The organism is Flavobacterium aquidurense (genome assembly GCF_002217195.1).
Taxonomy (GTDB): domain Bacteria; phylum Bacteroidota; class Bacteroidia; order Flavobacteriales; family Flavobacteriaceae; genus Flavobacterium; species Flavobacterium frigidimaris.
This window is the reverse complement of record NZ_MUGR01000024.1, coordinates 73,375-94,703: the sequence shown is the minus strand read 5'-3', so window position 1 is coordinate 94,703 and position 21,329 is coordinate 73,375. Positions and strand designations below refer to the sequence as shown.

The following is a 21,329-nucleotide window of genomic DNA, read 5'->3' as shown; positions in this document are numbered from 1 at the left end:
CGGTACACTTTAAAATCTAAGAAGTCTAAAAATCCAACAATCTAAGAAGTCTGTCAAAATTCCCAAATGTTTCCAGAAACAAGATTTTATTTTGAACTTCTATTCATACATTTGAACTACATAAAACAGGCACAACATGAAAATTTTAATAATAGAAGATGAAGCTGGTTTACGTGAAGTGGTACAGCAATCACTTGAAAAAGAAAAATATATTGTAGAAACTGCTTATGATTATATTTCAGGACTAGACAAATTGGGTGCTTATGATTATGATTGTATTTTAATTGATATCATGCTCCCAAACGGAAACGGACTTGATTTACTACAAGAACTAAAAAGACAAAAAAAACAAAGTGCCGTGATTATTATTTCGGCAAAAGATGCTGTTGATGATAAAGTGAAAGGACTGGATTTGGGTGCGGATGATTACCTGAGTAAACCTTTTCATTTATCTGAATTGCATGCCAGAATCAAATCAGCCATTAGAAGAAACAATCATAATGGAGACAATTTGATTGTCTGGAAAAACGTAGCGCTTTCACCGGAACAAAGGACAGTTTCGATAGACAATAAAGAGCTGGTTTTGAACCGAAAAGAATTTGATTTGCTCTACTATTTCATTATCAATCCAAACAGACTTATAAATAAAACCGCTATTGCAGAATATGTTTGGGGCGACCATACAGATCAGGCAGACAATTTAGATTTTGTATATTCGCAGATTAAAAATTTACGAAAAAAGCTAAAAGAAAGTGATGCCGAAGTTGATATTCAGGCAGTTTACGGTATTGGTTACAAAATGAATTAATGAAATTACAAAACTACACTCTTCGCTATCTGGCCATAACATTATTGCTTGTAATTCCCATTTGGGCAGGTATTTTTTATGTGCTGATTTTAGATGAAGTATATGACAATATTGATGATGATTTAAAAAACTCTAAAATCATTATCATTCGCCATGCTTTTGCCAATCAGGAATTATTGAATTCTCCTGAATTTGGAATTAATAAATTTACCATAAGACCTTTACCTAAGGGACAATATTCTAACAAAGAAGAATTTTCGACCTCAAAAGAATTTATGGAATACGATAATGACAATGAACCGATTCGAACCTTAAAAACTGTTTTTAATGACAATAAAGGAAATCCTTATGAATTGATTATAAAGGCCTCAATTGTTGAAGAAGATGAACTACTCGAAGATTTATTTCTGGCATTAATAGGTTTATATGTTATGCTTGTTATTAGCATTCTGGCCGTTAATCATTTGTTATTAAAAAAAATATGGAAATCATTTTATATCATTTTAGAAAATCTTAAAGAAATAAAACTGGGAACCGGAAGTAAACTAAAAGCAATCGATTCTCCTATTGACGAATTTAACATTCTGGAAAAAGAAGTCGAAAAAATGCTCAATCGTAATGAATCTATTTATTCGAGTCAGAAACAATTTATAGAAAATGCTTCTCATGAATTGCAAACGCCTTTGGCCATTAGCATCAACAAACTTGAATTATTTGCAGAAAATAGTGTGCTTGCCGATGAACAATTAATGGAAATAGGTAAAATTACGGATACCTTAAACCGATTAACGAGATTGAACAAATCTTTATTAATGCTATCTAAAATAGAAAACCAGCAATTTTCTGAAGAAGAAAATATTAATTTCAACGAACTCATTTTAGTCCTAACAGACGACTATTCTGATCTGGCCGATTTTAAAGAAGTAAAAATTACAGTTACCGAAAATGACACTTTATATTTTAAGATGAATAAAGGCCTGGCAATTGCTTTGATCAGTAATCTATTAAAGAATGCTTTAATACACAATCATCATAATGGCTTTGTGAATTTCATGATCGATAAAAATGAAATCACACTCTCGAATAGCGGGAATAATTCCCCTTTAAATTCAGACGTTATCTTTAATAGATTCTACCGTCATACTACCACAAACGAATCTACCGGTTTAGGGTTATCGATCGTAAAATCGATCATCAATAATTATTCTATTAAGATCGAATATCTGTTTCAAAATAATCATCAATTCAAAATTATTTTTCCCAAAAAGTAGTGTTTTTCTATTTTTCCTAATTGTTTCCAAATTCAGGTTATACACTTGTATCAGAATTTAAACATACAATTATGAAAACGAAATTAAATCTGGCTGCATGCTTACTCGTAGGATTAACATTTGGACTTTCAGCAAATGCGCAAAAATCAGTGATAACAAAAGCTGCTTTACCGGCAAATGCACAAACTTTTTTAAAAACTCATTTTGCAGGACAAGAACCGACTTCTATAATCGAGGATAAAGAAACTTTCTCTAAAGACTACAAAGTTCAATTTGCAAACAACATTGAAGTAGAATTTGACGGAAAAGGAAATTGGGAGGAAGTAGATGGTAACCATCAAACAATTCCTGTTACTGTAATTCCTAAAAACATTGCAACCTACATAAAAACAAATTTCCCCAATACAACAGTTACTAAAATCGATAAAGGATCCTGGGGTTACGAAGTAGATTTAAGTAATAATATAGAACTGGAATTTAACTCGAAAGGCCAATTTTTAAGAATCGATAATTAAACAACATCTATCAAATAATACCATCATGAAAAAAATAATTTTAACCGGTTTTATCGCTTTATCACTTTTATTGACCATTACATCATGCGATAGCGACGATGACAATAACGAATCTGTAATTAATGTAACTGATTTACCAAAATCTGCAGATACATTCGTTACCACTTATTTTCCTAACACCACTTATGCGCTCATAAAAAAACAGAATGTTGCCGATAACGACGGATCTATTTATGATGTTAAACTAAGCAATAATTTCGAAATTGATTTTGATATTAATGGAAATTGGATTGATATAGACGGAAATCATCAGGCAGTTCCAGTTGAATTAGTTCCGGGAAAAATACAAACGTATGTAACAACAAATTATCCCAGTCAATTTGTGACTTCTATAGATAATGAAAGAACAACTATTGAAGTAGAACTTTCTAATAACATAGATTTAGTTTTTGATCTTCAGGGTAATTTTCTTAGAATCGATAACTAAAAAACGCAATTACATAATCTCAACAGCTCCGAATTTTAATATCGGGGCTTTTCTTTTTTTACTATGTTATCTTCAAATAAAATAACAAATTACAAAGCACGTTACCAGCACATAAGACCTGAATAATATCAGAAACCATTTGGTATTTTAATTTACGCCAATATTCCTACATATTTTCAAAATTTAATTATACCTTGTATAAGAATTTAAAAATCAGCAAAATATGAGAACGAAATTAAACCTGACCATTTGCCTAATTGCAGGATTACTATTTGGGCTTTCTGCAAATGCACAAAAAACAGTAATTAAAAAAGAAGCTTTGCCGGCAAATGCCCAAACTTTTTTAAAGACTCACTTTGGATCAAAAAAACCTAGTTACGTACTACAAGACAAAGAAATTCTTTCTACAGAATATAACGTTCAATTTGATAACAAACTAGAAATTGAATTTGACAAAAAAGGAAACTGGAAAGAAGTAGATGGAAAAGGCGCTAAAATCCCCACCTCTATTATCCCGAAAAAAATTGCTTCGTATGTAAAAACTAATTTTCCTAAAGAAAAAATAACCAAGATAGAAATAGGAACTTTTGGTTATGAAACAAAACTAAGCAACGGTTTAGAATTAAAATTCAACTTAAAAGGAGATTTTACCAAACTCGATAAATAGTATCTAACTTAAAGACTTTACATAATATTTTCAGCCACAGATTAAAGGATTATCACTGATTATTTCTCTAAAAAAAATATAGCCTTTTCAAAAAAATATTTTTTAATCATATAATCTGTGGCAAAAAATGCACAAACAAAACCCGATAAGTTTTAAAAACTTATCGGGTTTGCTATATTATCTCATTATTAAACTGACTTATTATCTAATTAAGTCAGTCTTTTCGCCATTTTTTAGTTTCCTCAAAAATGTGTTCTAAGATGGCTGATTCTGTTTCGTCGAAATCTATATTTCTTCTTCCCATAACTAATTTTGCAGTTTCAAACGCTTTTTTAGTTACATAAGTGGTAAAACCCGCTGCTCCACCCCAGGAAAAACTAGGAACAAAATTGCGAGGAAAACCACTTCCAAAAATATTAGTACTCACTCCTACTACAGTTCCGGTATTAAACATCGTATTAATTCCGCATTTACTATGATCTCCCATCATTAAACCACAAAACTGAAGTCCGGTTTTAGCAAAACCTTCTGTTTCATAACTCCATAATTTTACTTCTTCGTAATTATTTTTCAGGTTTGAGTTATTAGAATCTGCACCGATATTACACCATTCTCCCAAAACAGAATCACCTAAAAATCCATCATGTCCTTTATTTGAATTGGCAAACAGAACTGAATTCTTAACTTCTCCTCCTATTCTTGATCCTGGACCAACAGTTGTCGCTCCATACACTTTAGCATTTAATTTTACTGATGCATTCTCACACAAAGCAAAAGGGCCGCGAATTACGGTTCCTTCCATGATTTCAGTGTTCTTACCTATATATATAGGTCCGCCTGAAGCATTCAGGGTAACAAATTCTAATTTTGCCCCTTCTTCAATAAACACATTTTCAGGTGCAATAACATTTACACTTTTCGGTATTGGCTGCGATTTTCTGTCTTCGGTCAAATAAATAAAATCTTCACGAATTGCCGCATCATTTTTAGAAAAGATATCCCAGGTATGTTCTACAGTCAGAGCATCTCCGTTATATTGAATGATTTCGTAAGAATCAAAATCTACTTCTTCCTGATTTTCTGTTGTAAAAAAAGCGATCACATCATCGCCTTTAAAAATGGCCTGATTTTCTTTTAAATCAGAAACTAATTCTGCAAGTATATCATTTGGTAAATATGCCGCATTGATCATCACGTTTTCTTCCATTTCCACCATCGGGAATTTGGCTGATAAGTAATCTTCGGTAATAGTTGTTATGGTCGAACCTAAACGCGCTTCCCATTTCTGGCGAATTGTCATTATTCCGATTAAAATATCAGCAACAGGTCGTGTAAAAGTGAAAGGTAACAAAGCATTCCGGACGGGACCGTCAAAAAGAATGTAATTCATAAATATTAAATTTGGAAACTTGTTAAAATCTTGATTTGGTTATCGGGATCAAAGTTACAAATATTTTATTTGTTTCATAAAACGCATTCTTTACTAAATTAATATTAAAATGGAGAAAAAATACATAAAAAAAAGCCTTCCGATTGGAAGGCTTTATATAAGTAAAAACAGCTTTTATTATTTAGCGTGTTTTGCATATTTAGTTTTGAATTTATCAATACGTCCTGCAGTATCGATAAGTTTAGATTTACCAGTATAAAAAGGGTGAGATGTTCTAGAAATCTCCATTTTTACAACTGGATACTCAACTCCGTCAACTTCAATTGTTTCTTTTGTATCTGCAGTAGATTTAGTGATAAAAACGTCATCATTTGACATGTCTTTAAATGCAACTAATCTGTAATTTTCTGGGTGAATTCCTTTTTTCATCTTTTCTTTTTATTTATTGTTTAGAGCATTTTCATTTTGAAGCTTTTTCGTGGTTAGAAAAAGGTGTAAACAAAGGATACTCTTTTTTTGTTTAAAAATTTAATTATTTTTGAGTGTGCAAATTTACAATTCTTTTTTAATAAACAAACATTTAGTACACTTTTTTTAGCAAAATTCAAAAAGCTTTTTTTCTCTCTCAATATATTGGGAATTGCTATATTTGTGGATTAATAAATCATCGTTTTATGGAAAAAAATACTTCTCCTGCTAAATCATCAATTATATATGGTGTTTTGTTTGGCGTCATCATGGTTTTAGAATTCGTTATTATGTATGTAATTGGGATGAAATCACTAGTAAATTCTAGTGCCGGATCAATTGTAAACATAGCCAACTATCTTATTTTACCAATCCTGTTTATATATATAGGTTGTACTAACTATAAGAAAAATGTCAATAACGGTTTCATTTCTTTCAGTGAATGTTTAAAAATTGGAATTTCGATTACATTTGTTGCTGCTTTTGTCTATGCAGCGTTTAGTGTTATATTTAATTTCATTTTCCCTGAGTTCATAAACGAAATGATTGACATTTCGAAAGAAGGAATGCTGGCTAAAAATCCTGAAATGACGGCCAAAGAAATGGAGATGGGAGTCGAAATGATCAAGAAATTCATGAACCCGTTTATTGTTTTCCCTGTAACACTTGTTATGTACTCATTCTTTGGATTATTATATTCATCTCTTATAGGAGCAATTATAAAGAACAACAATCCTCAAAGTTTATAAAAAATTAAATGAATTTATCTATACTAATACCGCTTCTAAATGAGGAGGAATCACTAAAAGAACTCTATTCGTGGATTATTAAAGTGATGCAATCTAACAATTACTCTTATGAAATCATTTTTGTAGATGATGGCAGTACAGATGATTCTTGGAACATTATCGAAAGTTTTTCTAACGAAAACCCCAATGTAAAGGGAATTCGTTTTATGAAGAACTTTGGAAAATCACAGGCTTTGCACGCTGGTTTTGCAAAAGCGCAAGGTGATGTTATCATTACAATGGATGCCGATTTGCAGGATAGTCCGGACGAAATTCCCGGATTATACGAAATGATCACCAAAGAAAAGTTTGACCTGGTATCAGGATGGAAAAAGAAACGTTACGACTCTGTTGTGGCGAAAAACCTTCCGTCTAAATTATTCAATTGGGCGGCCAGAAAAACTTCCGGAGTTGAATTGAATGATTTTAATTGCGGATTGAAAGCCTATAAAAATACAGTTGTAAAAAACATCGAAGTTTCGGGCGAAATGCACCGATACATTCCGGTTTTGGCAAAAAATGCCGGTTTTAATAAAATTGGTGAAAAAGTCGTTATTCATCAGGCCCGTAAATATGGTGAAACCAAATTTGGAATGGAACGTTTTATAAACGGCTTTCTGGATTTGATTACGATTTGGTTTTTGTCCCGATTCGGAAAAAGACCAATGCACTTATTTGGCGCAATGGGTTCTTTAATGTTTATCATTGGATTTCTATTGGCGGGTTATATCGGAATTTCGAAATTATACCATATGTACAACGGAATGAAATATAGTTTAATCACCAGCAATCCTTGGTTTTTTATTGCTTTGACAACAATGATCTTAGGAACTCAATTGTTTCTGGCCGGTTTTCTCGGAGAGATCATTTTGAGAACTAAAAACAACGAAGCCCGTTACAAAGTTGCCCGAGAGGTTAATTTCTAACACGAAGCCCTAGCCCTGATAGAAGGGAAAATCCTTTTTTATCTGCCACTGCGGATAAAAAAGATTGGAATGATAGCAGGAATAGCTCCTGAAAATTATTATTATTTTAAATATAAAAAGATACGAATGATGAATATAGCACCTAATATCCTAAATGCTGTAAACGAATGGTTAACTCCTACATTTGACAACGATACACAAGCTGCGGTTAAGGAATTAATGACTACATCGCCAAAGGAACTTGAGGAAAGTTTTTATAAAAACCTGGAATTCGGGACTGGCGGAATGCGCGGTGTTATGGGCGTTGGAAACAATAGAATCAACAAATATACACTTGGAAAAAACACTCAGGGATTGTCTGATTATTTACATCAGGTTTTTCCAAATCAACCTTTAAAAGTAGTTATTGCTTACGATTGCCGCCATAACAGTAATACTTTAGCCAAGGTGGTTGCTGATGTTTTCTCTGCAAACGGAATTCATGTTTATTTATTTTCGGATTTGCGTCCTACTCCTGAATTATCTTTTGCTCTTAAATATTTAGGCTGCCAATGCGGAATCGTACTTACCGCATCCCATAATCCGCCGGAATACAACGGATACAAAGTTTATTGGGAAGATGGCGGACAAATTGTTCCTCCTGAAGATGCTGCAATTATTAATGTAATCGAAAATTTAGATTATGATAAAATCAAATTCAACGCTAACGAGAAGCTGATTGAATATATTGATACTGAAATCGACAAAGCATTTATAAAATCATCTATCGAAAATGCAAGTTTTAGTACTCCGGCTGCTGCCAAAGACGACTTACAGGTTGTTTTTACTTCGCTGCACGGAACTTCTATAAAATCAATTCCTGATACTTTATCACAAGCAGGTTATACAAACGTGCATATTGTTCCGGAACAGGCAGAGCCAAATGGGGATTTCCCAACGGTAAAATCACCAAATCCCGAAGAACCGGAAGCTTTGACGATGGCTTTGGCCTTGGCAGATAAAACCAATTCTGATATTGTTGTAGGAACTGATCCTGATTGCGACCGTCTTGGTGTTGCCGTTAGAAATAATGATGGCAAAATGATTTTACTTAATGGAAATCAAACCATGATTCTAATGACTTCTTTCTTATTGAAACAATGGAAAAAAGCAGGCAAAATCAACGGAAAACAATTCGTAGGTTCTACAATAGTATCGACACCAATGATGATGGAACTGGCCACAAGTTATGGTGTTGAATGCAAAGTTGGCTTGACCGGTTTTAAATGGATCGCTAAAATGATCAAGGATTTTCCGGAACTCGAATTTATCGGAGGTGGTGAAGAAAGCTTTGGTTTTATGGTAGGCGATGCTGTCAGAGACAAAGATGCTGTTGCGGCTACTTTATTGATCTGCGAAGTTGCAGCTCAGGCAAAAGCGGCAGGAAGCAGTGTTTACAAAGAACTTTTGCAACTTTATGTTGAAAATGGTTTCTATAAAGAGTATTTGGTTTCTTTGACGAAAAAAGGAATGGAAGGCTTGCAGGAAATTAATCAGATGATGATTGATTTACGCGAAAACCCTTTGAAAGAAATCAGCGGACAACGTGTAATTATGGTGGAAGATTATCAATCATCGATCGCCTTAAACTTATTGACCGGAGAAGAATCAACTATGGAGATTCCGAAATCTAACGTATTGATTTATTATACTGAGGATGGTTCTAAAATTTGCGCAAGACCAAGCGGAACGGAGCCTAAAATTAAATTCTACATTAGTGTAAATGCAGAATTAGACTCCGTTGCTAATTTTGATGCCGCTGAAAGTTTCTTAGACGAAAAAATACAAAACATCATTGCAGGAATGCAATTGAAATAATAAAGAATGAGTGATAAACCGGAAACAAATGATCAGCCTGAACTATTAAATTCCATTATAGGATTAATAGATCACACCCGTCATTTTGTTGCCAAAACGGTGAATCAGGAATTAACGCTGTTGTATTGGAAAATTGGAAAGACCATTAATGAAGAAATTCTAAAAAATGATCGTGCCGATTATGGGAAGAAAACAATTCAAAGCTTAAGTTCAGAATTATCAAAAAGATATGGAACGGGATTTAGCAAAAGAAATATACATAGTTTCATAAAGCTAAGCACTGTTTTTCAAGACTATACAATTGTGCAGACAGTGTCTGCACAATTGAGTTGGTCACACTTGTATTCAATATTAGGAATTGAAAGTAACGTCAAACGCGAGTTTTACATTCAAATGAGCGTTCATGAACGTTGGAGCGTGAGAACTTTACAGGAGCGCATTGACAGTATGCTTTTTGAAAGAACTGCCATTAGCAAAAAGCCCGAAGCAACCATCCTGAATGATCTGACGTCATTAAAAAACGAAAAACAAATTAGTCCTGATTTAACTTTTCGGGATCCTTACTTTTTAGATTTCCTGGGACTTCACGACAGCTATTCTGAAAAAGATCTGGAAAGCTCTATTCTGGCTCAATTACAAAATTTCATTACTGAAATGGGCAGTGAATTCGCCTTTCTTGCACGCCAGAAAAGAATAACAATTGATGATGAAGATTTTTATATCGACTTACTCTTCTATCATCGGGGCTTACGCAGATTGGTTGCCATAGACCTAAAACTAGGAAAATTTAAAGCCGGATACAAAGGCCAAATGGAGCTCTATCTTCATTGGCTGGAGAAAAACGAACAAAAAGAAGGCGAAAACAAACCAATTGGATTAATTTTGTGTAGTGAGAAATCTCCTGAACAAATTAATTATTTAATGCTGGACAATGACGAACAAATTAAAGTCTCCGCTTATTTAACCCAATTACCAGAAAAAAAATTATTGCTGGAAAAACTCGAAAGAGCCATTGCCATAGCAGAAAATAACATCCATAATAAATGAGTAATTTCAAAAAAATAGTTCCTTTTATATATCCCTATAAAAAGTATGCGTTCTTAAACATATTTTTTAATATCCTGTATGCACTTTTTAGCACACTTTCGTTTGTGGCCTTAATACCAATGCTTCAGGTTTTATTCGACCAGACAAAAGAGAACAGAGTAAAACCTGTATACCATGGAATTTTAAAACTCCAGAAATACGGTGAAGATTATTTGAGCTATTACATCACCACAACAAAAGGTGATCATGATCCGGGTTTTATTTTAGCCATCATGGTAACCATTATAATTTCGATCTTCTTATTAAAAAACTTAGCAGATTATCTGGCGATGTTTTTCATCACTTTTTTACGAAATGGCGTTTTAAAAGACATGCGAAATGCTATGTACAAAAAAACACTTGAACTGCCTTTGGCATTTTATTCTGAGAAAAGAAAAGGAGATGTTATCTCAAGAATTTCTGCTGACGTCAATGAGGTTCAAAACTCATTCTTAGCCATATTAGAACTTATCGTAAAAGAACCCTTAACGATAATTTTCACTATAACAACAATGCTGCTTATCAGTACGAAACTAACGTTATTTGTTTTTATTTTTATTCCGATTTCTGGCTACATCATTTCATTAATCGGAAAACAGCTTAAAAAACAATCTACAAAAGCGCAAGAGGAACAAGGTGCTTTTTTATCTACTATCGAAGAAACTATTGGCGGACTGAAAGTGGTAAAAGGCTACAATTCTGAAAATTATTTTAACACCGTTTTTCAAAATTCAACAGAACGATTTTTCAATTTATCAAATTCAATTGGCAATCGCCAAAACTTAGCTTCTCCGGCAAGTGAATTTATGGGAATTACGGTTATCGCCATTTTATTATGGTACGGCGGACAAATGGTTTTGATTGACAAAACATTAAGCGGCCCTTCATTTATTGCTTACATGGGACTGGCTTACAACATCTTAACGCCCGCAAAAGCAATCTCTAAAGCTTCTTACGGAGTAAAAAGAGGTAATGCCGCAGCAGAACGTGTTCTTGAAGTTCTTGAACAAGAAAACACTATCGTATCTAAACCAAATGCGATCGAAAAAACGTCTTTTGATGACAACATCAGCGTTCAGAATGTGAACTTTAAATATGAAGACGAAACGGTTTTAAAAGACTTTTCACTTACCATTAAAAAAGGTCAAACGGTTGCTCTTGTGGGGCAATCCGGAAGTGGAAAAAGTACGATTGCTAACTTATTGACGCGTTTCTACGATGTAAATGACGGCACAATTTCTATTGATGGCATTAACATCAAAGACATGAATTTACAATCGCTTCGCAGCCTGATGGGATTAGTAACTCAGGACAGCATCTTGTTTAACGATACTATAAAAGCAAATATTTCGTTAGGAAAATTAGATGCTACAGATGACGAAATCATTGAAGCTTTGAAAATTGCGAATGCTTTTGAGTTTGTTAAGGATTTACCTTTAGGAATCTATACCAATATTGGTGATAGCGGAAACAAGCTTTCAGGCGGGCAAAAACAACGTCTATCGATTGCCAGAGCTGTATTAAAAAATCCTCCAATCATGATTTTGGATGAAGCAACATCGGCATTGGATACTGAAAGCGAAAAATTTGTTCAGGTGGCATTAGAGAATATGATGCAGAACAGAACTTCGATTGTGATTGCTCACCGACTTTCAACTATTCAGAAAGCAGATAAAATCGTTGTGATGCAAAAAGGAAAAATCGTAGAACAAGGAACTCACGAAGAGTTGATTGCGCACAACGGAACCTACAACAAACTGGTAACCATGCAGTCTTTTGAATCGTAGATAAAAGAAAACATACTTTTAGCCACAGATTACACAGATTAACACAGATTCTTTTTTTAACGAAATAAATCATTTTAATCTTTCTAATCTGTGGCTATTTTTTTTTTAGCATAAATCTTAAAACAAAAAAAATGTATCTCAACAATCAGAATATAAAGCTTCCCGATGATCCGGATACCATTGTTTGGAAATACTTAGACTTATCTAAATTCCTCGATTTATTATTGTCCAAGAAATTATTCATGTCGCGTTCTGATAAATTCGAAGATCAGTACGAAGGCACTTTTAGCGAGCCAACTTATGAAGAGATTAAAAAACTGGCCAATGACAATCCTGACTTCTTAAACTACTATAAGACACATCGCGAGAAAGTCGCCATAAGCAGCTGGCATATTAACGAATATGAATCATTTGCCATGTGGCAGATTTTTACACAAAACAGCGAAGGATTAGCCATTCAGTCTACTATTGGAAGACTGCAGAAAGCATTGAATCCGGAGAACAACTTTGATCAGTATATTGGCGAGGTTAATTATATCGACTACAAAAAAGAATATATTCCGTTTGATGATTCGTTCTTCCCGTTTTTATTTAAACGAAAAAGCTTTCAGTACGAGCGTGAAGTCCGCATTATTACTGATACTTCTAAAAGTACCATAAAATTAAATGACGGCTTAAAAATCAATGTAGACCTTAAACAACTGATTGAAAAGATATACATTCATCCCAAATCTGAAAACTGGTACAAAAAACTGGTAATCGAATTGGTAGAACGTTTAGGATTTGGTTTTGAAATCGAAAAATCTGATCTGGAAAGCGATATATTGATTTAGATTTTCCTAAGCTAATAAGATTCTAAGTTTTTTTTTGCCACCGATTACACCAATTAAAATGATTTATATTGTAGTGCCAACGGATTTATGTTGATTACAACGAAATTCTTTTTTTTTTAACCGTTAATACAAACTGGACTGAAGTCCGGCTCTACAATATGGATCGAGCCTTACGGCTCTTTTTTATTATAAAAAGAAAAAGCCCTTTAAAAATTAAATCAGTTAATTTTTAAAGGGCTTTTTCTTTTATTTTAAAATCTTAGCAACTTAGTAGCTTAGATAGGTTTGTAACTTTTTACTTCCCATTTTTTAGAAGCTAAATCAATGTAGTTATAATGCAAAACATCATTTTTATCAAATTGCCCGTTTTGGTTGGTATCTTCGATTGTTCTAAAGTACAAACGATTTTTAGATTCAATCAAGCTCCAATCTATTAATTCCTGAAAGTCTTCAGAAACTTTAGTGAAATTTTCACCACTGATACTACTCAAATACAACGTTTTAATATCACTGCTGTCAATTTTACCATCTTTATTTGTATCTGCATCCGCCAAAGTATATACCATAACCTGGTTTTGAGTTTTGTCTGCAACTGATTTTAAATATGTAGCAGTCAATATCAAAGCCGGCTTATCGGTTAATGGTCGGATAGAATCTGAATCTACCTTTTGAAATTTCAGGTTTTGCAAATATCCCGTAATTTCAAATTCGCCTAAATTAGAAATCGTAAAACTCACATCATTGACACTCGAAGACCCATAACGTGATTTAGTTCCTTTTTCAAAAACACGTAAATCACCAACAGGATGAATCAAATAATTAGTTCCGGTCATCTGAACGGGTAAATCTGCCACTTCAACCTGCGTTGAATCCGTTTTCGCTACAACACTTGTTTTATTAGCACCATCATAAATTACTTTTGGTTTCTGCACTTCATCTTTACAACTCACTAATGTTCCGATGATTGCTAAGGCTATATATTTTAAGGAATTTTTCATTTATGCTAATTATATTAGAATATCAAATATAGTATTTTTGATTGTATTATCTACTTTTATTGAATTTTACTAGGGCAAAGATATTCAGAAATACGATGCCAAGATAACCCAGAAAAATAAACCAATACTTTTTATACAGCGCCAAAACATATTGAAACTGCTTTTCTTTCTCTTCTTTTAAGAAAAATTCTTTATTGGCTTCCCAATAACCACATGTAATAGGAACGATTTTTCGTAAATTCTTATCATACTTTGGCTTTGGTACCATTACAACAAAAAAATCATTATTATATTGTTCGAAATTTGACATTTCTTCAATTGCAAAAATATCCAGAAGCCTAATATAAACTTCATACTTCATTTTATTACCTAAATGAATCCGAACTCCATTTATCGTATCATTTTCACGATTTAATTTCTTTAAAGCAACCTGAAGATTCCTTAAATCTTTATGCAATGCAACCTCAGAACTATTGAAACTAAAAACCTGATAATTTCTTTTAAAAGACAACAAATTTGGCTTAGTAAGAGATTCTCCGGGAAACGAGATATTAATACAACTTTCTTCTTTAAAAGCATCTGTCTTATACCAGAAAACCAAACATAAAACAGGTATAAAAACCAACGAAATCAATCCCGGCACATAAAAAATTTTCTTTCGTCTTTTACGTTTTTCCATCATAACCTCGCATTTAGCTTCACATTAAAAACTCTTGAAGTCATATAATTTGGAATCGCATATTGATTTTTAGAATAGACATCACGAACCCAGGTATTGGTAATTGCGTTTTGATTATTAAAAACATTAAAAATCTCCAATCCAACAGATAATTCTTTGAAATTCTTCAACCATTTTGCTTTCGCTACTTTGGTACTATTATCTACAAAAACTTTAGCAAAACCAATATCTGCCCTACGATAATCATTCAGCCTGCCCTGATACAGATAAGGATCAGAATATGCCGGAGCTCCGCCTGGCAAACCTGTATTATACACCAGATTCAGGTATAATTTCACACTCGGGATATTGGGCATATAATCCTGAAACAACATCGCAAATTTCAAACGCTGGTCTGTTGGCCTTGCAATATATCCTTTGTCAGCATAATTTTCTTCAGTCTTCAAATAACCAAAACTAATCCAGGATTCCGTTCCGGGTACAAATTCGCCGTTCAGTCTAAAATCAATCCCCTGCGCGTAAGCTTTTGCATTATTATTGGCGATATAACGGATCCTGACATTATCGATCGAATATACATTTACATCCGAGAGTGACTTATAATACAATTCCGTAACCCATTTAAAGGGACGGTTCCATATCTTAAAATTATAATCATTACTCAAAACAATATGAACGGATTCCTGTGCTTTTACATTCGGGTTCACAACACCATCCAGATCACGAAGTTCCCTGTAAAATGGCGGCTGATGGTACAATCCACCCGAAAGCCTGAAAATCATATCCATATCCCAATCCGGTTTTATCGCGAATTGCGCACGCGGACTAAAAACAATTTGATCCTTCCCTTCAACGGCTGCTCCGGAAACATTCCAGCTCTGAAAACGTGCTCCTATATTGTACCAAACCTGATTTGACCCGATCGCTGATTTTTTATTGTATTGTGCATAACCTGAAAATCTGTTAATCGTATTGAAGTTTGTGGCACGAACATTTTGATACGGCAAAAGCGGTCCGATATAAGGTTCGTAAGGCTGGTTATTTTTAGGCAAATTAACAATTGGAGGATTGATAGAAAATCCTGCCGAATCGATCATTTCCCATTCTACAATTCTGTCACGAATAGATTCTCTGGTATATTTTAAACCAAACTCTAACTGGCTGTCATTTTTCCATTCTTTAAAACCTTTAATTTCTGCATTTGCGATCAACGCATCAAGATCGTTTCTGGCGTGATTGAGCTGAGAACCAATTCCGCGCGTAAAATCGACCTGATCCGATCCTTCCTCGGTTAGATTTCCTAAGCGATATTGTGCCAAAATATCAAAATGCTCCTGCTCTATTGTATGGAATAATGCACCTATAAATTTTAACGTAAAATCATTCGAAACCTTATAAGTGGTTTTCAAAGCGCCAAAATAAGTATCATACTGATCCCTTTCTTTTCCTTCATAATACACTGCAAGCGACATTGGTTTATCTATAGTTCCAAATTTCGTCTCACGTGTCAAAGGTTCGTACAAGTATTTATTCTGAGAAATATTGCCTAAAAAACTCACCTGCCATTTATTCGAAATATCATAATTGATATTCGTCTGAATGTCAGCAAAAGAAGGCGTATAATTCGTTTGTGTATCCTGACTATTCACCAGCAAACTATTATTTCGATAACGGACACCGGTTACGGAAGACCATTTTTTATTTTTAGAAACCGCATCAACTGCAACGCTGCCGCCAAGTAAACTTGCCTCTAAAGAAGCTCCAAACTGAGTTGGTTTTCTATACGTAATATCCAGGACAGAAGATAATTTATCTCCAAATTTGGCCTGAAATCCTCCAGCCGAAAAATCAACATTCTGAACTAAATCTGTATTTGTAAAACTCAATCCCTCTTGCTGTCCGGATCGAATTAAAAACGGACGATAGACTTCAATTTCGTTTACATACACTAAATTTTCATCGTAATTTCCCCCACGGACTGCATATTGCGTACTGAGTTCATTATTTGAATTCACGCCGGGTAATGTTTTCAGGATGTTTTCTATTCCCGCATTGGCTCCGGGAATTTTCTTGATAGTAGCTGCATCAATAGTCGCAATTCCCTGAACACGTTTTTTATTTCCGGAAGACACGAAAACCTCTCCCATCTGCTCTTGATAATTACTCATTACAGGATTAAAAACAAAAACTTCGTTTGGCTTTAAACTCACTGTCAGACTCATCATTTTTAATGAAATATGCGTAAAAACCAACGATGTTTTTTTATTCGAAGGCACGTCAACTTCAAAAAAACCATTTACATCTGACTGCGTTGTTTTTCCCAAAGATGTAATATTAACATCTGCTACGGGACGATTTTGATTGTCTAAAATAACGCCTTTAATATGAGCTTGCTGAGCAAATGAAACACAAGAAATGCATAAAAAGAGAAAAACGAATATTATCCTGCTATTATTCAAGCGCTTTGGTTTTTATTTTTGTTGGCTTCTAAAAAAATGAGTTTCAAAGATAGCAGAATTTCCTACATTATCAATCACTTCAATTTTTAAATCATTCGCTCCTTCCGCTAACAGTGCATCATCGAAAGTATGGGTAATTTTTTTTGTCTTATTTTCATATTCAAACAAAATCCATTTTCCGTTCAGATAACCATTATAAGATTTAATTCCGGATGAAGCGTCATTAATAACAAACTCAATTTTTTTCTGATCACTGATCCATTTATCCTGAATTGGTTTTACGATTCTAATAGTGGGTACAATGGTATCCAGCACCAGGCCAAATTGTCCCAATATTTTTGATTTGGCTGTAAAAACATCTCCTTTTCTGATTGTACCATTATAACCAGAGCCGTTTCCGCTAAACCTTCCAATAAAAAGTTTCTCTCTCAACCCTTCCGGATATGAATCATCTTTAATTGTTATGGTAAAATTAGAATGCACCGGAACAGTATCATCGTGAATGTAAATTCGGTTGTTTTTGACATCAAAATTCAAATTAAAATCATCGTAAAAAGTTCCTGCAGGAAAAAACACCGACATATTATCTTTCTCGAAATTAGCATCTTTATTGATTTTAATAAAATATTTTGACGTTACAGGCACTGCTTTTACAATTGGTGTCGCAGCATCATATTCTATTGGAACTGTAACAGAACTTAAATTCCCGAAATAATCAGAAACTTCAATTCTGTATGTCGAAGCTAAATTTGGCGTGACCGGAATAATACCACGAAGAGAATCGGTTTTAATAATGCTCAAAGCAAAAGGCGTTTTCATGAAAAGTTTCTGAACACGCTGACCCGATTTTTTATACCGTCCATAATCAACCAAAGCATTTACATATCTCATCTCATCGAAGGAATAGGTATTGAATTGATAATTATAATTCTGAATTCCGTTAAAAAAAGTAGAGACATTAAAAACCCCGTTTTTATTAAACGAAACATTATCATAATCTACTGCAGAAATTCCAAAACCAATTTTTCCATTTGCCTTTACTTTACTCGCCAGATAAGTTCCATCTTTTTGAAGCGCCACATTCAGCAGCAAAGGCTGTTTAGACTGATTGACGGTCGAATTATCAAGTGGATAAACATACACACTCGAAATAGTAGGTTTTTTAGTGTCTTTTATATTTTTATCAAATCCGAAGAATATCGGATTAATAACAAATTCGGTTTTACTATCGCGAATTTCAAAATGCAAATGTGGTCCTTCAGAAGAACCCGTATTTCCTGAAAGTCCAATTATTTGCCCTTTTGTAACCGGCAACTCATTTGGTTTCAGGAACATTTCTATCTCATAAGACTGTTCTTTATAATGCGTTTTTTTAACATAATCCTGAATTGGACCAACGGCAGTTTGCAAATGTCCGTAGACTGAAGTATATCCGTTTGGGTGTGTTATATAAATACATTTTCCGTTTCCGAAAGTCGAAATTTTGATTCTGGAAACATATCCGTCTGCAATTGCATGTACGCTTAATCCTTCTCTTTGATTGGTTTTTAAATCGAAACCAGCATGAAAGTGATTGGGTCTCAACTCTCCGAAATTACCGGAAAGTTGCATCGGAATATCAAGCGGTGCGCGGAAATCCTCTTTAGGATATTGGGTTTGAGCAAAAATAAACGGACAAAAGAACAGGGTAAGTAGTGAGAATTTCATATGCAACATTTTTGCTAAGATAAAAAATTAAGAAGCCAAAACCGAGTATAAAGCTACAAAAATACAATTGATTGAATTTCATTTATTTGGTTATTTTTAATGTAAAAAAATCGATAAAAAATTGCATTAATAAAAAGGAATACTAACTTTGTATGATTAAGTAATGAATAGGATTTTACAATGAGTGTAATTGCAGAAATAATTGATACTCTTGAATATAAAGTTGAAAAGCTTTTTGAGAAATCAAAAGGTTTGGAAAAAAACAATCAGGTTTTACGATTAGAACTAGACAAAGCTGCGCAAATTATCCAGAAACAATCTGAAGAAATGGAGGCTTTGAAGAAGCAATACGAAACACTTAAGATCGCCAATTCATTACTTGGCAGCGACAATAACAAGAGAGAGACAAAGCTTAAAATAAATTCATTAATTCGCGAAATCGATTACTGTATAGCACAACTATCAGACTAGAAAGACATGGACGGAAAGCTTAGAATTAAAATATCAATCGCAGACAGAGTTTACCCATTAACGGTTGAACCTAGTCAGGAAGAAGGACTTAGAAGTGCTTCTAAAAAAATTGATGCTATGATCAAGCAATTCGAAGAAAGTTACGCGGTTCGTGACAAACAAGATGTTCTGGCTATGTGTGCCCTGCAATTTGCATCACAAGTAGAACAAAAACAAATTGATAACGCAATCGATGGCGAAGAAACCATCGAAAGAATTAAAAGATTAAATTCGCTATTAGATCAATATCTCGAAAATTAAACGTTCTTTACAACAACTAAGATACTGCCTACATTAGTTCACAATTGGTAAACTCAACACTAACAATTTAGAATGAGCAAATCGTCGCTACTATAGTATGCCATGCTTCGGCTTGGAAACTTGAACAGTGAGTTAGCTCAAAACTTGTCTTTACGAGTTTATTCAAGCAATTAATGTAGGCTTTTTTTTATATATAAATTTTAACAAACATGGACATCATAACGATCATTATTTCAGGTATTATAGGGATTGCAGCAGGTTTTGCAATCGCTAAAATTATCGAAAAGAGCAATATTTCTAATCTAATCAAGAACGCAAAAAAAGAAGCTTCTTCAATTTTAAAAGATGCTAATTTAGAAGCCGAAAACATCAAAAAAGACAAAATCCTTCAAGCGAAAGAGCGTTTTATTGAATTAAAATCTGAACACGAGCAAGTTATTTTAGCTCGTGATAAAAAAGTAGCAGAAGTAGAAAAAAGAGTACGCGATAAAGAATCTCAAATATCAAATGAGCTTTCTAAAGCTAAAAAAGTAAACGATGATTTTGAAGCTAAAACTCAGGAATACAATAACAAAATTGAAGTTTTAGACAAAAAACAAACTGAAGTTGACAAACTACACAAAAGTCAATTGCAACAGCTTGAAGTAATCTCAGGACTTTCTGCCGAAGAAGCAAAAGAACAATTAGTAGAAGGATTAAAAGCCGAAGCTAAAAGCAAAGCAATGTCTCATATTCAGGATACTATTGAAGAGGCTAAACTTACAGCGCAACAAGAAGCGAAGAAAATCATCATCAATACTATTCAGAGAGTTGGTACTGAGGAAGCAGTTGAAAATTGCGTTTCAGTATTCAATATTGAATCTGACGATGTAAAAGGTAGAATTATTGGTCGTGAAGGACGTAACATCAGGGCTCTTGAAGCTGCAACAGGAGTAGAAATCATTGTTGATGATACACCGGAAGCTATTATCCTTTCTTGTTTTGATCCGGTTCGTAGAGAAATTGCCCGTCTGGCATTGCACAAATTAGTTACTGACGGACGTATTCACCCGGCAAGAATTGAAGAAGTTGTTGCTAAAACAGCCAAACAAATTGATGACGAGATTATCGAAGTGGGTAAACGTACCGTTATCGACTTAGGAATTCACGGTTTACACCCAGAATTGATCAAAGTTGTAGGTAGAATGAAATACCGTTCTTCTTACGGACAAAACTTATTACAACACTCGAGAGAAGTTTCTAAACTTTGTGGTATCATGGCAGCCGAATTGGGCTTAAACGTAAAACTGGCTAAAAGAGCAGGATTACTTCATGATATCGGTAAAGTTCCGGATACTGAAAGTGATCTTCCTCACGCATTATTAGGTATGCAATGGGCGGAGAAATATGGTGAAAAAGAAGAAGTTTGTAATGCAATTGGAGCTCACCACGATGAGATCGAAATGAAATCATTACTTTCTCCTATCGTTCAGGTTTGTGACGCTATTTCAGGCGCAAGACCAGGCGCAAGACGCCAGGTTCTGGATTCATACATTCAGCGTTTGAAAGATCTTGAAGAAGTAGCTTACGGTTTTAGCGGCGTAAAAAATGCATACGCAATTCAGGCTGGTAGAGAACTTCGTGTAATTGTAGAAAGCGAAAAAGTTTCTGATGACAATGCAGCAAACTTATCTTTTGAAATTTCACAAAAAATTCAAACCGAAATGACTTATCCGGGTCAGGTAAAAGTAACAGTAATCAGAGAAACAAGAGCGGTTAATATCGCTAAGTAATCTCAATTTACATAAAAACAACAAAGGCTATCTTCTCAGATAGCCTTTGTTGTTTTATAG

At 33.9% G+C, this 21,329-nt stretch carries 20 protein-coding genes; 14 read left to right on the top strand and 6 right to left on the bottom strand.

Annotated elements, in window-relative coordinates; genetic code table 11:
* Positions 1 to 136 precede the first annotated feature (136 nt).
* The 5 genes from B0A67_RS12755 (at position 137) to B0A67_RS12735 (ending at position 3,748) form a co-directional block, all read left to right on the top strand.
* Positions 137 to 808 (top strand): response regulator transcription factor, encoded by a 672-nt coding sequence (locus B0A67_RS12755; RefSeq protein WP_072958997.1) that lies wholly within the window; start codon positions 137 to 139, stop codon positions 806 to 808.
* Positions 808 to 2,079: a sensor histidine kinase gene (locus B0A67_RS12750; protein WP_072958994.1), complete on the top strand. Its 1,272-nt coding sequence runs from the start codon at positions 808 to 810 to the stop codon at positions 2,077 to 2,079. Before B0A67_RS12755 ends, B0A67_RS12750 begins: the two co-directional genes overlap by 1 nt.
* A gap of 71 nt (positions 2,080 to 2,150) precedes the next feature.
* Positions 2,151 to 2,594 carry a PepSY-like domain-containing protein gene (locus B0A67_RS12745; protein ID WP_072959349.1) on the top strand — a complete coding sequence of 148 codons (444 nt, stop codon included), beginning with the start codon at positions 2,151 to 2,153 and terminating at the stop codon, positions 2,592 to 2,594.
* A gap of 25 nt (positions 2,595 to 2,619) precedes the next feature.
* Positions 2,620 to 3,081, top strand: a complete 462-nt coding sequence (locus tag B0A67_RS12740) for a PepSY-like domain-containing protein (protein WP_072958991.1) — start codon at positions 2,620 to 2,622, stop codon at positions 3,079 to 3,081.
* A gap of 223 nt (positions 3,082 to 3,304) precedes the next feature.
* The gene (locus B0A67_RS12735) at positions 3,305 to 3,748 is read left to right on the top strand and encodes a PepSY-like domain-containing protein (RefSeq protein ID WP_072958988.1); all 444 of its coding nucleotides are present in this window, start codon (positions 3,305 to 3,307) and stop codon (positions 3,746 to 3,748) included.
* 214 nt (positions 3,749 to 3,962) lie between these two features.
* Here the strand turns inward: B0A67_RS12735 and B0A67_RS12730 are convergent, their stop codons facing one another.
* Together B0A67_RS12730 and B0A67_RS12725 are read right to left on the bottom strand one after the other, a co-directional pair.
* The gene (locus B0A67_RS12730; protein WP_072958983.1) at positions 3,963 to 5,138 is read right to left on the bottom strand and encodes a GlmU family protein; all 1,176 of its coding nucleotides are present in this window, start codon (positions 5,136 to 5,138) and stop codon (positions 3,963 to 3,965) included.
* A 177-nt stretch (positions 5,139 to 5,315) separates the two neighbouring features.
* Positions 5,316 to 5,567: a type B 50S ribosomal protein L31 gene (locus tag B0A67_RS12725; protein ID WP_072958980.1), complete on the bottom strand. Its 252-nt coding sequence runs from the start codon at positions 5,565 to 5,567 to the stop codon at positions 5,316 to 5,318.
* Positions 5,568 to 5,812: 245 nt separating this feature from the next.
* On the opposite strand from B0A67_RS12725, the gene B0A67_RS12720 reads away from it, so the two are divergent.
* From B0A67_RS12720 to B0A67_RS12695, 6 genes are all read left to right on the top strand, one after another.
* Positions 5,813 to 6,355, top strand: coding sequence for a DUF4199 domain-containing protein (locus B0A67_RS12720; protein ID WP_072958978.1), 543 nt, complete (start codon positions 5,813 to 5,815; stop codon positions 6,353 to 6,355).
* A gap of 8 nt (positions 6,356 to 6,363) precedes the next feature.
* The gene (locus B0A67_RS12715) at positions 6,364 to 7,320 is read left to right on the top strand and encodes a glycosyltransferase family 2 protein (protein ID WP_072958975.1); all 957 of its coding nucleotides are present in this window, start codon (positions 6,364 to 6,366) and stop codon (positions 7,318 to 7,320) included.
* Between the two features lie 129 nt (positions 7,321 to 7,449).
* On the top strand, positions 7,450 to 9,177 hold the full coding sequence (locus B0A67_RS12710; protein ID WP_072959346.1) for a phospho-sugar mutase: 1,728 nt from the start codon (positions 7,450 to 7,452) through the stop codon (positions 9,175 to 9,177).
* A gap of 6 nt (positions 9,178 to 9,183) precedes the next feature.
* Positions 9,184 to 10,224, top strand: coding sequence for a PDDEXK nuclease domain-containing protein (locus tag B0A67_RS12705; protein WP_072958971.1), 1,041 nt, complete (start codon positions 9,184 to 9,186; stop codon positions 10,222 to 10,224).
* Complete coding sequence (locus B0A67_RS12700; protein ID WP_072958968.1) at positions 10,221 to 12,050, top strand: ABC transporter ATP-binding protein; 1,830 nt, start codon at positions 10,221 to 10,223, stop codon at positions 12,048 to 12,050. Before B0A67_RS12705 ends, B0A67_RS12700 begins: the two co-directional genes overlap by 4 nt.
* 131 nt (positions 12,051 to 12,181) lie before the next feature.
* Positions 12,182 to 12,883: a DUF2971 domain-containing protein gene (locus B0A67_RS12695; protein ID WP_072958964.1), complete on the top strand. Its 702-nt coding sequence runs from the start codon at positions 12,182 to 12,184 to the stop codon at positions 12,881 to 12,883.
* A gap of 275 nt (positions 12,884 to 13,158) precedes the next feature.
* On the opposite strand, the gene B0A67_RS12690 is transcribed toward B0A67_RS12695, so the two are convergent.
* From B0A67_RS12690 to B0A67_RS12675, 4 genes are read right to left on the bottom strand one after another with little or no spacing between them, the layout of a single operon-like run.
* Positions 13,159 to 13,881 (bottom strand): hypothetical protein, encoded by a 723-nt coding sequence (locus B0A67_RS12690; RefSeq protein WP_072958959.1) that lies wholly within the window; start codon positions 13,879 to 13,881, stop codon positions 13,159 to 13,161.
* Between the two features lie 46 nt (positions 13,882 to 13,927).
* The gene (locus tag B0A67_RS12685) at positions 13,928 to 14,563 is read right to left on the bottom strand and encodes a hypothetical protein (RefSeq protein WP_072958955.1); all 636 of its coding nucleotides are present in this window, start codon (positions 14,561 to 14,563) and stop codon (positions 13,928 to 13,930) included.
* Positions 14,560 to 17,019 (bottom strand): TonB-dependent receptor, encoded by a 2,460-nt coding sequence (locus B0A67_RS12680; RefSeq protein WP_072958952.1) that lies wholly within the window; start codon positions 17,017 to 17,019, stop codon positions 14,560 to 14,562. Before B0A67_RS12680 ends, B0A67_RS12685 begins: the two co-directional genes overlap by 4 nt.
* 12 nt (positions 17,020 to 17,031) lie before the next feature.
* Positions 17,032 to 18,726 carry a M23 family metallopeptidase gene (locus B0A67_RS12675; protein WP_072958949.1) on the bottom strand — a complete coding sequence of 565 codons (1,695 nt, stop codon included), beginning with the start codon at positions 18,724 to 18,726 and terminating at the stop codon, positions 17,032 to 17,034.
* A 180-nt stretch (positions 18,727 to 18,906) separates the two neighbouring features.
* Here B0A67_RS12675 and B0A67_RS12670 point away from each other — a divergent pair, with 180 nt between their 5' ends.
* From B0A67_RS12670 to rny, 3 genes are all read left to right on the top strand, one after another.
* A complete protein-coding gene (locus B0A67_RS12670; RefSeq protein WP_072958946.1) occupies positions 18,907 to 19,197 on the top strand; it encodes a hypothetical protein in 291 nt (96 codons plus the stop codon).
* A 6-nt stretch (positions 19,198 to 19,203) separates the two neighbouring features.
* Complete coding sequence (locus B0A67_RS12665; protein ID WP_056246511.1) at positions 19,204 to 19,497, top strand: cell division protein ZapA; 294 nt, start codon at positions 19,204 to 19,206, stop codon at positions 19,495 to 19,497.
* A gap of 209 nt (positions 19,498 to 19,706) precedes the next feature.
* Positions 19,707 to 21,269 (top strand): ribonuclease Y, encoded by a 1,563-nt coding sequence (gene rny, locus B0A67_RS12660; protein WP_072958943.1) that lies wholly within the window; start codon positions 19,707 to 19,709, stop codon positions 21,267 to 21,269.
* Positions 21,270 to 21,329: the final 60 nt, after the last annotated feature.